Consider the following 14,481-nt stretch of genomic DNA (forward strand, 5'->3'; position numbering starts at 1 on the left):
TGCTCATCCCGCCGTTCCCATCGTCGCCCGGGCCAGCCGGGCCAGGTCGGCGACCCGGTCGGCGATCCCTTGGGCGTGCCGTACATGGCAGAAGTGGTCGTAGTCGTCGCGCAGGTGCAGGAGGCCGCCCGGCATGCCGGCGGCGAGCACCTCCGCCGCCTTCGGGGTCAGCGTGGGATCCGCGCCGCCGGCGAGCACCGCGACCGGCCTGCCCACCGCCTCGAGCGACAGATCGGCGGTCGCCAGGTACTGCTCGAAGACGGTGAGGAACCCGGCCGGTCCCACCCGCTCGATCGCCAGATCCGTCATCGCCGCCAGCAGCCCGGCGTCGATGCGGGCCGCCCGGCTGCCCATCCGGGCGCGCAGGCCGTCGTGGATGTGCTGCACGAACGTCTCCCGGGAACGGTCGAACAGTGCCCAGGTGACCGGCCCTCCGGGAGGTCGGTACAGGGGGCAGATCAGCGCGACGGTCCGCCCGGCGAGGGGTTCGTCGGCGCAGAGCAGCTGGAGTGCCGCGTTACCGCCGAACGAGTGCGCCACCAGCACGTCCGGGGTTCGGGGCAATGCGGCCAGGCCCGAGCGCAGCCAGTCCGCGGGCGACCGGTGCCGCCACCGGTAGTCGTTGCCGGCACGCCACGGGAGGTCCAGGGCGACCAGGCGCCGGCGCGGGCCGAGCCACTCGGCGAGAGGTCGCCAGCTCTGCCAGGTGTCCTCCAGCCCGTGCGCGAACGCCACGAGCGGGGCACCCGGATCACCGTCGTTGAGCACGTGCAGGGGGACGGTCACGACGCACCGCCGAGGACGGCGAACGGCATGTCGCCGGGGTCGCCCACGGCGAGTGCGCCGTGTCCCTCGTCGGCCACCAGGTGCGCGGCCAGGGCGAGGGCGACGATGTCGCGTGCGCCGTAGGAGTCACCCCAGTCATCGACCGGGCCCGACGGCAACGGCTCCGCCGCGGGCAGCGGCTGTCGCGAGTGGACGGCGAGGGGGCCCGGGCGCGCGGTGAGCACGACGCAGGCGGCACCCGCGCGCAACGGCGGGGCACCGGCGTGCAGCGCCGACGCGATCTCGTCGGCCGGCTCCACGCCGACCAGGACCACCCGGTCGGCGCGGCCCGCCGCCAGCAGCAGCGCGGCGGTGCGCAGGCCGGCCCGCCCGGACCGGGCGCCGGAGCAGATCATCAGATTCGGGCCGCCGAAGCCGAACCACAGCGCCACCGCGCTGGACACCACGTTGCTGGACACGCCCGGCGCGTCGAGCACACTGACCGCGCGCCCACCCTCCTCGGTGACCGTCCGGGCCACCCGGGCCACGGTCTCGACGTTGCCCAGATTGCTGCAGGCCACCACCGCGGTTGCGGGCAGCGGCGTCGGCAGCGGGTGACGGCCCGGTGTCAACCCCAGCGCCCGGTGCACGGCGCAGAGCGCGAGCCGCGTCGCGGGGTCCTTGGAGAGCAGGCCCTTGCGACCCAGCAGCGTGGCCGCCCGGTCGGCGGTGGCGGCCTCCGCGCGGGCCCACTCCCCCGTTCCCGCGGCGCTCAGGTCGGCACCGGGCAGGTGGAGGCTCCAACCGGTCGCGTAGATGGCGGTGGTCATGACGCCTCCAGCAGGGAGACCGCGTTGACGCCGCCGAACCCGAAGGCGTTCACCTGCACCAGCCGGGGCCGCGACCCGACGAAGTCGCCCACGACGAACCGGAGTCCGGCACCCTCGGCCAGGACCGTGCGCAGGCCGGCCACCGGCGGCACCAGCCCGGTCTCCAGGCAGCGGATCGCGACGTCGACGTTGACGAGCGCCGCGGCACCGGAGGTGTGCCCCACCGCGCCCTTGACCGCGGTGATCAGCGGCGAGCCGCCCGCGGCGTCGACCACGGCCCGCAGTGCCCGGCACTCGGCCGGATCGTTGAGCGCGGTGCCGGTGCCGTGCGCGATCACCAGATCGGTCTCTGACGGCTCCCGCCCCGCCCGGGCGTACGCGTCGCGCATGGCGCGGCAGATGCCGTCCACGTCGGGCGCTGTCTCGTGCCGGGCATCGCAGGACAGGCCGGTGCCGGCGACCCGCGCGAGCGCCGGCCGGGAGGCGTCCGCCGGTTCCACGACCAGCGCCGCCGCGCCGTCGCCGAGCAGCACACCGGTGCGGTCCCGGTCGAACGGGCGGACCCGCGTGGTGGGCGGATCGCTCACCCGCCCGATCATCGCCAGCATGGAGCGTGTCATGGTGTCGGCGGCGGCGACCACGACGGCGTCGGCGTCGCCCAGGGCCAGCATGTCCTCGGCCAGTGCGAGGACGTGCCCACCCGCGCTGCACGCGTTGGACACCGTGATGACGTCGGTGACGCCTGGCAGCACGCGGCGCACCGCGTCGGCGAAGTGCAGCTTCGACCGCGGCGGACGGACCCCGCTGAGGGCGAACTCCTCGACCGCGCCGAGTTCCCGCAGCCCGGTACCCACCAGGGCGGTGACCCGGCGACGGCCGGCGTCCAGCCCGGACGCGGCCACCGCCTCCGCCACGCACGCCGACAACATCCGGGCGGCGCCGAACGGCGCCGCGCCGGCGGCGTGGTAGCCGTGCGAGACGTTCAGAAGCGCCCGGCCGGGGTGCCGCAACGGCGCCGCGCCGCAGGCGCCGCTGAGCAGCGCCGCGAACGTCCGCTGGCCGTCGCCCAGGCAGGTACGGACGGCGCTACCGGTCACCAGTGCCGGCATCGGCGCACCTCCTCACGACAGCTACGGCCACCGCGCCGTCGGCGTTGCGGGCGGTCAGCAGGGCCGGCCCGGCCGGCTCCGGGTCGGCCAGCCAGACCGCGAGCGCGGCGGCGGACGAGGCCGCGTCGCACTCCCCCAGCAGCCTCTTCGCCGCTACCCGGCGAGGTCGGTGGCGGAGCAGCCCGGCGACCGCGAGGTACTCGTCCTGTCCCGCCTCGTCCGCCTCGCCGGTGAGGACCGCGGTGACGTCGGAGGGTGCGACGCCGGCCCGGTCCAGGGCGCGCCGGGCGCAGGCCAGGAGTGCGCGCGCCCCGGTGCCGCCCGGACCGAACCCGGTGGCCGTGACGAGGTCGGCGACCTGCGCGGCGCCGACCCAGGCCGGTGGCCGGGGCGCGGACAGGACGAACACGGCGGCCGCCTCGCCGAGCGGCACCTCGGCCGTCGTACCGGTGAGGTGGGCGGCCCACGCCCGGTGTGCGGAGAACTCCTCGACGGCACCGGCGAGCATCACGTCGGCGTACCCGCCGGCGAGCACCATCTCGGCGTACCGGACGGCGTTGAGGAAACCGAGCGCGCCGCCCGCGACGGTGGCGTTGACACCGCGCAGGCCGTGCCGGATGGCGACCTGGCCGGCCGCGCCGTTCATCACGGTGTTCGGGAACAGCATCGGGTTCACCAGGTACGGCTTCTCCTGCACCAGCGTCTCGCGACTGAAGTCGCTGGTGGACCGGAAACTGCCGATCGTCGTGCCGAGCACCACACCGACGCGACCGCGGTCGGCGTCGGCGGCCAGTTCGGCCGCGCCGAGGGCGTCCTCGCAACAGACCACCGCCAGCCCGGTGGCCCGGTCGTACGTGCTGGTCCCCTTGCGGCCGAGCCGGGCCCGGATGTCGAAGCCCGGCACGACGTGTCCACGCGGCGACGGAAGCGACTCGGTGAACAGGCCACCGGTACCGGGGACGGCCGGGGCGTCGGAGCGCGGCAGCGACGCGGTTGCCGCGGACGTGGCCGTGCCGGCCGAGGTGAGCGCGGACCAGCCGAACACGCCCACGCCGGTCATGCCACCGCTCCCAGCATCACGATGGCGTTGTTGCCGCCGAAGGCGAACCCGTCGTTCTGCACCACGCGCACTGTGGCGTCGCGGGCCACGTTCGGCACGGGGTCGAGACCCGGCAGCCCCTCGTCGGGGTGCTCCCAGTTCACTGTGGGCGGCAGGAAACCCCTGTCGATCGCCAGCACCCCGGCGATGGCGCCGAACCCGCTCGCCGCGCCCATCGTGTGCCCGATCATCGATTTGATCGAGCTCACCGGCGGCGGCTCGGGCCCGAAGACCTCCAGGATCGCCGCGCCCTCCACCAGGTCGTTGGCGGGTGTGCCGGTGCCGTGCGCGCAGATGTAGTCGACGTCCTCGGGTTTCACCCCGGCGTTGCGGTGCGCCAGCCGGATGCAGTCCGCGATGCTGGGTGTGTGCGGTGCCACCGGATGGTGCGCGTCGCAGTTGCGCCCGTACCCCAGCAGCTCGGCATAGATCCGCGCGCCGCGCTCTCGGGCGTGCTCGAACGTCTCCAGCATCAGCACGGCCCCGCCCTCGCCGGTGAGAATGCCGGAGCGGTCCCGGTCGAACGGCGCGCACGCGTGCTCGGTGAGCGCGCCCAGCCTGAAGAAGCCGGCGTGCGCCCACCGGCACACCGCGTCGGCACCGCCGGCGAACACCACGTCGGCCTCACCGGCGACGAGCAGGTCGTAGCCGTACCCGATCGCGTAGTTGCTGGCGGAGCAGGCCGTGGCCAGGGTGAGCGACTCACCGGCGAGGCCGAGTTCCTCGCTCACGGCGTGCGCGAGCCGGTTCGCCGGTAGCTGCGCCAGCAGGGTCGGGTCCTGGCCGGCGAACCCCTCGGCGAGGATCTGGGCGGTCAGCGCCTCCAGCACCTGCGACTCGCCGCTGGTGGTGCCGATCACCGCGTGCGCGCGTCCGGCGTCGATCCGGTCCGGGTCGAGACCGCCGTCGGTGGCCGCGAGCCGCGCCGCGGTGGCCGCGAACAGGCTGGACCGGCCCCACCGGGACGGGTCCAGCCTGGACAGGTGCGCACCGGGCCGGAACCCGTGCACCTCACCTGCCTTGACGAACGGAAACCCGGAGGTGTCGAAGCTGGTGATCCGGGATATGCCGGATCGCCCGGAGCGCAGCGAGTCGGCGAACGCCGACACGCCGACCCCGATGCTCGATACCGGACCGAGCCCGGTCACCGCGACGCGGACCACGGCTCAGTCCCGGCCGGTGGCGTGCCGGGTCAGGGCGGCGTGCACGGCCTTCAGGTTGCGCAGTTCGGGAAGCTCCGCCTGCGGAATCTCCACCTTGAACTGCTTGTCGATACGGGCCAGGATCTCGATGGCACGCAGTGAGTCCGCCTCGTACTCGTCCATGAAGTCGCCGGTGTCGGTGAGCTCCTCCGGCTCGACCTCCAGCACCTCCGCGACGATCTCGCGAAGCTCCTCCAGCTGCTGTTCCTTGATCGTCATCGCTGTCCTTCCGTGCTGACCGAAACCATTGGATGAGGGTGGGCGACGCCGGACGGCGGGACCGCCGGCCGGGCGACGGGGCGGCGGGTGGCGATGAGGGTGCCCACGGTGGCCACCCGGCGATCGCCGATCCAGGTCTCGCCGTGGGCGAACGCGGTGTCGGCGACCACGGAGTCGAGGTGGACCTCGTGCCGGAGGACGTCACCGGGGTACGCCGAGCCGGCGAAGTGCCAGTCCCGGGCGCCGGCGAACATCAGCACGCCGTCGTCGTCCGGCGGTGGGCTGTCCCCCAGCCAGAGCAGGGCGGCGCTCTGGCCGAACGACTCGATCAACAGCGACCGCGGGTACGCGAACCGCCACGGCTCGGCGCTCTCCGGCAGGTCGGCGTAGCAGGGCTCGGTCGCGCTGATCAGCTTGACCGTCCGGATGAGGCGTCCCGGCTCCAGCGCGAGCACCCGGTCCACCAGCAGCATCGGATGACGTTGCGGGAGCACCGCCCGGATCTCGTTGTGCTCACCCATCGCCGGCTCCGGCGGCGGCGAAGAGGGCGCGCAGCTTGGCCGTGGTGGTGCCGTCGGCGCGGTACGCCACCGCGCGCACGTCCCAGCCACCGGGCGACTCCTCCGCCCGCACTGTGAGCGTGAGCGTGTCACCGTCGAGCAGCGGCGCGAGAAACCGCACCGAGCGCAGCTCGACCAGCTCGGGCGGGCGGTCCCCGGCGGCGCCGGCCATCGCCCGGCACAGCGCCTCCACGACGAAGACCCCGGGGAACACCGCCAGGTCGGGGAAGTGGCCCCGCAGGTACGGATCGTCGCCGCGCACGGGGACCCGCACGGCGAAGGCCGCTCCGGAGGAGTCCAGGCGCACCAGGTCGGCGTCACACAACGGGGATGCCACCGCCCGGGTCACAGCGTGATCCCCCCGTCCACCTGGAACACCTGGCCGGTGACGTAGGAGGCCCGCTCGCTGAGCAGGAAGGCGACCATTTCGGCGACCTCGTCGGCCCGGCCGAACCGCCGTACGGGAATCTGGCCCAGCGCCTGCTCGCGGAGCCGGTCCGGGAGCGCGTCGGTCATTTCGGTCTCGATGAAGCCGGGCGCCACCACGTTGACCCGTACGCCGTGCCGGGCCACCTCTTTGGCCAGCGACTTGCTGAACCCGATGATGCCGGCCTTGCTCGCGGCGTAGGCCGTCTGGCCGACGTTGCCGTAGACCCCGGCCACTGACGACATGTTGACGATGGCGCCGCTGCGCTGCTTCATGAAGCGGAACGCCATGGCCCGGCAGACGTTGCGGGTTCCGGTGAGGTTGGTGGCCAGCACGGCGTCCCAGTCGTCCGCGGGGGCCAGCACCAGGGGCGCGTCGCGGGTGATGCCGGCGTTGTTGACGACGAGGTCGAACGTGCCGAGCTGGTCTTCGGCGGCGCGCACGAAGTCCTCGACGGCGGCGGGGTCCGCCACGTCGCAGCGCGCGAAGTAGCACGGCACGCCGAGCACCCGGACGTCCTCCTCGGTACGCCGGGCGGCGTCGTCGCCGCTGTGGTGACAGCCGGCGACGGCGTACCCCTCGCGGGCCAGTCGCAGGGCCACCGCCCGGCCGATGCCGCGCGACGCCCCGGTGATCAGAGCCCGGTGCTGTTCGGCCATTTCGCCTCCGTCGTGATTTGCGCGCGAACCATTAACAGCCGCATTGATGAATTGGCCTTAAATGGTGGAGATCGCTACTCGCCTACTTTATCGGCCGACCGGCCGGGGTCCCTTCTCTCACGTTGCGACATCGCTTTTCAGCTCGTTGCGGATCTCCGCCGAGTCGGCGCCGGGCGCCGGTGCGGACCGGCGGATCCGGGTCGGGGTACGCGAGAATTTCACCGCCGGGCCGACGAGCGGCGCTGTGGTTCCGTCGCTCAGCACGGTGTCCTGGAGCATCCCGCGGGCCCGTACGTGCGGGTCGGCGACCGACTCGCTCAGCGTCCGTACCGGAGCGGCCACCAGCCCGGCGCCGGTCAGCACGTCGACCGCCTCGGTGACCGGGCGTCCCGCGCACCAGCCGGCCACGACGAGGTTGACCGCGTCGCGGTTGGCGATCCGCTGGTCGCCGGTCCGGAACCCGTCGGCGTCGGCGAGTTCGGGGCGGCCGATCGTGCGGGCCAGTACCCGCCAGTGCTTGTTCAGCGCGACGACGAGGTAGAGATGCCCGTCGGCGCACGCGTAGACGTTCGACGGCACCGCGAACGGGGTCTCGTTGCCGTGCCTGCCGGGTGGGGCCCCGGCGGCGGCGAGGGTTGGCAGGCCGCTGCTACCGAACAGGAGAGCGTCCAGCATGGACACGTCGACGTGCTGACCCTCGCCGGACCGGTCCCGATGGGCGAGCGCGGCAAGAGCCCCGATCGCGGCGTGCAGCCCGGCCAGCTCGTCGGCGATGAAGGTGGGCGCACGCACCGGATCGCCGTCGACCGGCCCGTTGAGCGCCATCCAGCCGCCGGCCGCCTGCACCACCGGGTCGTACGCGGGCCGGTCCCGGCCGGGACCGTACTGGCCCCACCCGGAGACGGACACGAACACCACGTCCGGGCGGACGGCACGGCAGTCGGCGTATCCGGCGCCCCACCTGGCGAGCGTGCCCGGTCGGTAGTTCTCGACCACCACGTCGGCCACCTGGACCAGCCGCAGGAACTCGGCGCGACCCTCGGCCGTCCGCAGGTCGAGGCCGAGGCTGCGCTTGTTGCGGTGCACCGTCTGGCGGAACCAGGACAGCGAGGTGCCCGGGATCACCGGGGGCACCTCACCGTCGCGGCCGTGCGCCAGTTCCACCCGGATCACGTCCGCGCCCAGGTCGGCCAGGACGCAGGTGGCCAAAGGCCCGGACCACACCTTCGTCACGTCGAGCACGCGGACGCCGTGCAGCGGCCCGGACAGGTCGGTCCGCGCTTCGGCGTAGAAGTCCTCGGCCCGCATGTCAGAGCCGCTGCAGCAGTGAGGCGGTGCCGAGGGAGCCCCCGCAGCACATGGTGATCAGCGCCGACTCCCGGCCGGAGCGCTCCAGTTCGTGCAGTGCGGTCACCAGCAGCCGGGTGCCGGTGGAACCGAGCGGGTGGCCGAGGGCTATCGCCCCGCCGTTCGGGTTGACGCGTTCCGGGTCCGCACCGTACGCCGCCTGCCAGGTGAGCACGACGCCGGCGAACGCCTCGTTGACCTCGTACAGGTCGATGTCGTTGATCTTGCGCCCGGCCCGGGCGAGCAGCCGACCGGTGGCGGCAACCGGACCATCCAGCAGGTAGTACGGGTCAGCGCCGGTGACCACCTGGTGGCTGATCCGCGCCCGCGGGCGCAGGCCGGCGGCGCGGGCCCGCCCCTGGGACATCCACAACACGGCCGAGGCGCCGTCGGAGATCTGCGACGTGGTCCCGGCGGTGTGCACCCCTCCCTCGATGGTCGGCGCCAGCGCGGCCAGCCCTGCGGCGGTCGTCGGGCGCAGCCCCTCGTCGCGCTCGACCAGACGGACCGCACCGGTGGGGCTGCCGTCGCCGTTGAGCACCGGCGCGCGCACCGGCGTCACCTCCTCGGCGAACCGGCCATCGGCCCAGGCCGCGGCGGCCCGCCGCTGGGACGCCAACCCGTACGCGTCGGCGTCGGCGCGGGTGATGCCCTCGCGCCGGGCGATCCGCTCCGCGCCACCGAACTGCGCCTGGGGCGGGTCGTCCCACGGATAGTCGGCTGTCTTGTAGTGCCCGGGGCCCTGGTAGAGGTTCGTGCCGACCGGCACCCGGCTCATCGACTCGACGCCGCAGGCGATGCCGACGTCGATCTCCCCGGCCGCGATCAGCGCGGCCACCAGGTGATTGGCCTGGTGGGCCGACCCGCAGGACACGTCCACTGTGGTGCATCCGACAGCCGGGTCGTGTCCGGTGCTGAGCCAGGCGTTGCGGGTGACGTTGAGGCTCTGCTCGCCGGACTGCGTGACGCACCCGCCGATGATCTGTTCCACGTCGGACGGGTCGGTGCCGGTCTCGTCCAACACCGCCAGCAGCACGTGCCGCAGCAGTTCCACCGCCTTGAGGCCGGACAGCGCGCCACCCCGCCGCCCGATCGGCGTACGGGTGGCCGCGACCATGACCGGCAGCCGCTCACCGGACGCGATCACGCGTCGGTCCGCAGCGTGATGGCGAGCTTGGGGCAGCCCCGGGCCGCGATCTCCGTCGCCGGCCACAGTGCGGGCGCCGGGTGTTCCGCGCGGACCCGGAGCACGTCGTCCTCGCCCAACTCGAACACCTCCGGGGCGGCGTCGGCGCACAGGCCGTTGCCGTCACACTGGTCGAAATCGACGATGACGTGCACGAGTGCCTCCCCGGGTCCGTATCCGACGCCATCGTCGCCGCCCGGCCCGTACGGGCGCATCTTCAAAATTGCCGCCTCCCATTTCCGGTGCCCCTTCTTCTCGCACGTTGCGGAATGCGCCGACAAATGGCGACGCCGGCCCCCGTGGGCATTAGCGTGCCTCTATGCGGCTGGACGACAGCGACGAAGAAGGCGAATTCCGGGCCGAGCTGCGCGCCTGGTTGCGCGCGCATGTGCCGGCCCCCTCCGCGGGTCCGCCACAGCCGTGGCCGGAGCCGGAGATGCGGCAGTGGAGCGCCACCCTCGGCAAGGCCGGGTACGCCGGCCTGACGTGGCCGCGGGAGCACGGCGGGCGGGGCCTGCCACCGCTGTACCAGGCGATCCACGCCGAGGAGAGCACGCTGGCCGGCGCCCCGGACCACCTCAACGTCATCGGCCTGCACATGGTCGGTCCCACGCTGATCCGGTACGGCACCGCCGCCCAGAAGGCCGTCAACCTCCCGGGGATCCTGTCCGGCGACATCATCTTCTGCCAGGGTTTCTCGGAGCCGGAGGCTGGCTCGGACCTGGCCGCGGTGCGCACCCGGGCGGAGCGGACCGCGCACGGGTGGACGGTCACCGGCGAGAAGGTGTGGTCGTCGTACGCCCATCTCGCCGACCGCTGTCTCCTGCTGGCCCGTACCGAACCCGACGCGCCCAAGCATCGCGGCCTGACCTGTTTCCTGCTCGACATGCGCGCCCCCGGCGTCGAGGTGCGCCCGCTGCGCCAGATCTCCGGTGACACCGACTTCAGCGAGATCGTGCTGACCGGCGTGGAACTGCCCGAGGACAGCGTGGTGGGTGCGCGCGGCGAAGGCTGGAAGGTGGCGCTCACGACGCTCTCGCACGAACGCGGCACGTTCGGCATCACGCTCACCGCTCGCCTGGCGGTGCAACTGGACCGGCTGATCCGTACCGCGCACGCGGTCGGTGCCACCGCCGACCAGGCCGTGCGTCGGGAGATCGCCGATCTGCACGTGCGGCTTCAGGGGCTGCGCTTCACCGGTTACCGCGCGCTCGCGCAGCTGGAACGGGGCGGGGAGCCCGGCCCGGAGAGCTCGGTGCTCAAGCTGCGCTGGTCGCAGACCCACCAGCAGATGTGCCGGCTGGGACTGCGGCTGGTGCAGGGCGACACCGTCGGACACGCCGGGCAGTGGGCGGCGTACTGGCGGCAGGCGCAGCTTCGCAGCCGCGCGAACACCGTCGAGGGCGGCACCTCGGAGATCCTGCGCGGGATCGTCGCCGAACGTGTTCTCGGCCTGCCTCGACACCGTTAGGAGAGCGCACCATGGACTTCGCCACCACCACCGAACAGCGGGACCTGGCCGACGCGGCCCGACGCCACCTGAGCGAGCGCTTCCCACCGTCCCGGCTCGCCGCGACGGCGGATCACGGCCTCCTCGATCCGGAGGACTGGGCCGCGCTGGACCGACAGGGCTGGCTGGACGCGGAACTCGGACCGGTGGATCTCGCCCTGCTCGCCGAGGAGAGCGGGCGGGCGCTGCTCCCCCAACCCTGGGTCGGCACGGCCGGATCGGCTCTGCCGGTGTACCAGTCGGCGGGGCTGCCGCTACCCGGACCGGCCGCGCTGGTCGATTCCTCGGACACGTGCGCCGCGCACGACACGCCGGACTGGCGGATCAGCGGGAGCGCACCCGGCGTGGTCGACGCGCACCTGGCCACGGAACTGGTGGTGGCCGCCACGACCCGCCAGGGGGTGGCGCTGTTCGGCGTCACGCCCTCGGAGGTCTCCATCGCCGAGCGGGACGACATCGATCCACTGCGCCGGTACGCCACCGTCCGGTTGCTGCACGCGCCCGCCCGACTGCTCGCCGACCCCGGCCGCACCGCCGAGCTGCTGCCCGCGCTGCGGTTGCGAAGCGCCATGTTGCTGGCCTGCGAGGCGGTGGGGGTCGCGGACGGCGCCCTGGCCGAAGCCGTGCGGTACGCCGGAACCCGGACCCAGTTCGGCCAGCCGATCGGGTCGTTCCAGGCAGTGGCACACCAGCTGGCCGAGGCGTACGCGGAGATCGAGACCGCACGGTCGCTGGCCTACCGGGCGGCGGTGACGCTGAACGGCGACGGCGCGGCCGAGGCGGTGGCCTGTGCCGCCGTGGCCGGTCCGCGCGCGGCCGTGCTGGCCTGCGAGGTGGCCCTGCAGGTCTGCGGTGGCATCGCCATGACCTGGGAGTTCGGCCTGCACTTGCGCTACCGGCGGGCGCTGTGGCTGGACGCCCACCGGGTCACCTCCGTGCCACCGCACGACGTGCTCGCGGCCCTGCTGCTGAGCTGACCGCCGGCGCTCACCGCCGAATCGAGAGGACGACACATGTCGTTGCAGCTGCACTGGTTCCTGCCCACGCACGGGGACGGACGCGAGGTGGCCCAGCCCTCCTCCGGCCCGCCACCGCCCGGCGCGCGCCGCGACGTCGACCCGGACTACCTGCGTCAGGTCGCCCTCGCGGCGGACCGATTCGGTTTCACCGGAATGCTCGTGCCGTTCGGCATGTTCTGCGAGGACCCGTGGCTGGTGTCGGCCGCGCTCGCCGCGGACACCCGGCGGATCCGCTTCATGGTGGCGATGCGCCCCGGGCTCATCTCGCCGGTGCTGGCCGCGCAGTCGGCGGCGACCCTTCAACGTCTCTCCGGCGGCCGCCTCCAGCTCAACGTGGTCACCGGCGGCGACGCCGACGAGCAGCGGCGCTACGGCGACTGGTTGTCGCACGACGAACGGTACGCCCGCACCGGCGAGTTCCTCGACGTGTTCCGCCGAGCCTGGACCGGTGAGCGGTTCGACCACACCGGCACGCACTACCGCATCCGCGCGGGCCTGCTCACCCGGCCGTACCCGGTCGCTCCGGAGATCTTCGTCGGCGGCTCCTCCGACGCGGCCCGGGAGGTGGCCGCCGCGCACGCCGACGTGCTGCTGGCCTGGGGCGAGCCACCGGCGGCCATGGCGGAGGCGATGGGCCGGGCCCGCGAACTCGCCGACGCGCACGGACGCACGCTGAGCTTCGGCACCCGCTTCCACGTCATCGCCCGGGACACCTCCGCACAGGCCTGGCAGGTGGCGCGGCAACTGGTCGACGGCATGGACCCGGCGCGGATCCGGCAGGCGCAGCAGCGCTTCCGATCCACCGAGTCGCAGGGGCAGCAGCGGATGGCGGCGCTGCACGGTGGGCGTACCGACGACCTGGAGGTCTACCCGAACGTCTGGGCCGGGTACGGCCTGGTCCGTCCCGGCGTGGGCACCGCGCTGGTGGGCAGCCACGAGGACGTGGCGGACCGGATCGAGGAATACCACCGGCTCGGCCTGGACCACCTGATCCTGTCGGCGCAGCCGCACCTCGAAGAGGCCTACGTCGTCGGGGAGGGCGTGCTCCCGCTGCTGCGCAAGCGCGGCGTGCTCGCCGGCTGACGCCGGCCCCGGACACGTCGGTGCCCCGGCCCAGAAGGGCCGGGGCACCGAATTTCCTGGATCAGACCTCCGAGGCGGTGCCGACGGCGTCGGGCTGCCACGCCGGCACCTCCGGTGCCGGACGGCGGCTGCGGGTCAGCACCCGGAGCATCATCGCGGGTCGCATCAGGGCCTGTGGCGGCTCGACGAGCCCCGCCACCCGCATGAAGGTCCGCGTCACCTGCGGGTCGCGGGTCGCGGCCGCCTGCATCTTGGCCATGTACGCGTTCGCCATCCGCACCTTGAACGGTCGCTGGCCCTGCACCTGCGGGAAGCTCAGGTCACCACCCGCCGAGATCTCCCAGGGCACGTCGGTGACCGCGGACACGGCCTGTTGGAAGTCGGTCGGCCGGGGTGCCGTGCCGCCGGCCAGGTGGTCGCGCAGGGTCAGCGCCTCCAACGCCGCCACTGTCATGCCCTGGCCGTAGACCGGGTTGAAGCTGCACGCCGCGTCGCCGAGGACCAGGAAGCCGTCCGGCAGCCGGGACAACCGCTCGTAGTGGCGACGGACGCTGGCCGGGTACCGCAGGGACACGGGCTCGTCCAGCGGCTCGGCGTCCTGGATGGCCTGGTAGATGTCCGGAACCGGCAGCGACTTGACGAACTCCAGGAATCCGGCCGGGTCGGCCGGCGCGCTGTCGCCGAGCACCCCGGTCAGAGAGACGATGCACCGGCCGCCGTCGATGCGGGACAGGAAGGCGCCACGGGGGTGCGACGGCGACGACACCGGGTTGATCGACAGGTCGCCCTTCAGAACATCGTCCGAGGCCAGCCGATAGAGGCGGGTCGTGTAGGTCAGGTCGATCCGGATCCGGTCCTCGTCCGGCCGGCTGTACCCCAGTTCCTCCAGCCAGACCGGGGTGCGCGACCCGCGGCCGGTGGCGTCGACCACCAGATCCGCAGTGATCGTCTCCTCGGCCGCGCCGTCGCGCCCCTGCACCCGCGCCCCGGTGACCCGCCGGCGGTCCGGGGTGGTGGTCAGTCCGACGATGTCGCGCTCTTCGGCGAAGCGTACGGCCGGAAGCTCGGCCACCCGTTGGCGCACCAGCTGCTCCAGCACGGGACGGGCGGCCGACACGCAGGTCAGCCCGGTACTGGCCGGCGCCAGCGGGCGTCCGTTGAAGAACCACCGCAGCTCGCCCAGGTCGCCGGTCGGCACCCCGGCGGCCACCGCCTCCGCTGTGAAACCGGGAAACAGTTCGTCGAGGATCTGCTGGCCCCGGGCGAGCAGACCGTGCACGTGCCGGCCCTGTGACACGCCACGTCGGGCCGTGGAGACGCCGGTGAGCCGGTCGCGGTCGACGATGACCACCTCGGCGTACGCGTCGGCCAGCACCCGCGCCGCGAGCAGGCCCGCCATGCTGCCGCCGAGAACGACGGCACGCTCTCCCACCTGTGCGCTCACGGCTGCCCCTTCCTGGCCTGGT

Annotated in this window: 16 protein-coding genes; 3 read left to right on the plus strand and 13 right to left on the minus strand. The window is 73.5% G+C overall.

Annotated features, from left to right (window positions below; genetic code table 11):
• Window positions 1–3 precede the first annotated feature (3 nt).
• The 12 genes from ACGF3C_RS22755 to ACGF3C_RS22810 all read right to left on the minus strand — a co-directional run bounded on the left by ACGF3C_RS22755 (window position 4) and on the right by ACGF3C_RS22810 (window position 9,558).
• Window positions 4–786, minus strand: a complete 783-nt coding sequence (locus ACGF3C_RS22755) for an alpha/beta fold hydrolase (RefSeq protein ID WP_393224924.1) — start codon at window positions 784–786, stop codon at window positions 4–6.
• Window positions 783–1,595, minus strand: a complete 813-nt coding sequence (locus ACGF3C_RS22760) for a beta-ketoacyl synthase N-terminal-like domain-containing protein (RefSeq protein WP_357224988.1) — start codon at window positions 1,593–1,595, stop codon at window positions 783–785. Before ACGF3C_RS22760 ends, ACGF3C_RS22755 begins: the two co-directional genes overlap by 4 nt.
• Complete coding sequence (locus ACGF3C_RS22765; RefSeq protein WP_357224985.1) at window positions 1,592–2,704, minus strand: beta-ketoacyl synthase N-terminal-like domain-containing protein; 1,113 nt, start codon at window positions 2,702–2,704, stop codon at window positions 1,592–1,594. The genes ACGF3C_RS22760 and ACGF3C_RS22765 overlap by 4 nt, the downstream gene beginning before the upstream one ends.
• Window positions 2,682–3,764, minus strand: coding sequence for a beta-ketoacyl synthase N-terminal-like domain-containing protein (locus ACGF3C_RS22770; protein ID WP_393224929.1), 1,083 nt, complete (start codon window positions 3,762–3,764; stop codon window positions 2,682–2,684). The genes ACGF3C_RS22765 and ACGF3C_RS22770 overlap by 23 nt, the downstream gene beginning before the upstream one ends.
• The gene (locus ACGF3C_RS22775) at window positions 3,761–4,966 is read right to left on the minus strand and encodes a beta-ketoacyl-[acyl-carrier-protein] synthase family protein (protein WP_393224932.1); all 1,206 of its coding nucleotides are present in this window, start codon (window positions 4,964–4,966) and stop codon (window positions 3,761–3,763) included. The genes ACGF3C_RS22770 and ACGF3C_RS22775 overlap by 4 nt, the downstream gene beginning before the upstream one ends.
• Before the next feature lie 3 nt (window positions 4,967–4,969).
• Window positions 4,970–5,224: an acyl carrier protein gene (locus tag ACGF3C_RS22780; protein WP_355008681.1), complete on the minus strand. Its 255-nt coding sequence runs from the start codon at window positions 5,222–5,224 to the stop codon at window positions 4,970–4,972.
• Window positions 5,221–5,745, minus strand: a complete 525-nt coding sequence (locus tag ACGF3C_RS22785; RefSeq protein ID WP_357224974.1) for a beta-hydroxyacyl-ACP dehydratase — start codon at window positions 5,743–5,745, stop codon at window positions 5,221–5,223. The genes ACGF3C_RS22780 and ACGF3C_RS22785 overlap by 4 nt, the downstream gene beginning before the upstream one ends.
• Complete coding sequence (locus ACGF3C_RS22790) at window positions 5,738–6,133, minus strand: hypothetical protein (RefSeq protein WP_357224970.1); 396 nt, start codon at window positions 6,131–6,133, stop codon at window positions 5,738–5,740. The genes ACGF3C_RS22785 and ACGF3C_RS22790 overlap by 8 nt, the downstream gene beginning before the upstream one ends.
• Window positions 6,130–6,870: a 3-oxoacyl-[acyl-carrier-protein] reductase gene (fabG, locus tag ACGF3C_RS22795; protein ID WP_355008678.1), complete on the minus strand. Its 741-nt coding sequence runs from the start codon at window positions 6,868–6,870 to the stop codon at window positions 6,130–6,132. Before fabG ends, ACGF3C_RS22790 begins: the two co-directional genes overlap by 4 nt.
• A 117-nt stretch (window positions 6,871–6,987) precedes the next feature.
• Window positions 6,988–8,178 (minus strand): CaiB/BaiF CoA transferase family protein, encoded by a 1,191-nt coding sequence (locus ACGF3C_RS22800; RefSeq protein ID WP_393224937.1) that lies wholly within the window; start codon window positions 8,176–8,178, stop codon window positions 6,988–6,990.
• Between the two features lies 1 nt (window position 8,179).
• A complete protein-coding gene (locus tag ACGF3C_RS22805; RefSeq protein WP_393225148.1) occupies window positions 8,180–9,334 on the minus strand; it encodes a steroid 3-ketoacyl-CoA thiolase in 1,155 nt (384 codons plus the stop codon).
• Between the two features lie 26 nt (window positions 9,335–9,360).
• Complete coding sequence (locus ACGF3C_RS22810) at window positions 9,361–9,558, minus strand: ferredoxin (protein WP_355008676.1); 198 nt, start codon at window positions 9,556–9,558, stop codon at window positions 9,361–9,363.
• Between the two features lie 164 nt (window positions 9,559–9,722).
• On the opposite strand from ACGF3C_RS22810, the gene ACGF3C_RS22815 reads away from it, so the two are divergent.
• From ACGF3C_RS22815 to ACGF3C_RS22825, 3 genes are read left to right on the plus strand one after another with little or no spacing between them, the layout of a single operon-like run.
• Complete coding sequence (locus ACGF3C_RS22815; RefSeq protein ID WP_357227205.1) at window positions 9,723–10,874, plus strand: acyl-CoA dehydrogenase family protein; 1,152 nt, start codon at window positions 9,723–9,725, stop codon at window positions 10,872–10,874.
• 11 nt (window positions 10,875–10,885) lie between these two features.
• Complete coding sequence (locus tag ACGF3C_RS22820) at window positions 10,886–11,890, plus strand: acyl-CoA dehydrogenase family protein (RefSeq protein ID WP_393224941.1); 1,005 nt, start codon at window positions 10,886–10,888, stop codon at window positions 11,888–11,890.
• Between the two features lie 36 nt (window positions 11,891–11,926).
• A complete protein-coding gene (locus ACGF3C_RS22825) occupies window positions 11,927–13,015 on the plus strand; it encodes an LLM class flavin-dependent oxidoreductase (protein ID WP_355008673.1) in 1,089 nt (362 codons plus the stop codon).
• A gap of 61 nt (window positions 13,016–13,076) precedes the next feature.
• Here the strand turns inward: ACGF3C_RS22825 and ACGF3C_RS22830 are convergent, their stop codons facing one another.
• Complete coding sequence (locus tag ACGF3C_RS22830; RefSeq protein ID WP_357227201.1) at window positions 13,077–14,459, minus strand: FAD-dependent monooxygenase; 1,383 nt, start codon at window positions 14,457–14,459, stop codon at window positions 13,077–13,079.
• Between the last annotated feature and the right edge of the window lie 22 nt (window positions 14,460–14,481).

The organism is Micromonospora sp. NPDC047762 (genome assembly GCF_043204655.1).
Lineage (GTDB): Bacteria > Actinomycetota > Actinomycetes > Mycobacteriales > Micromonosporaceae > Micromonospora.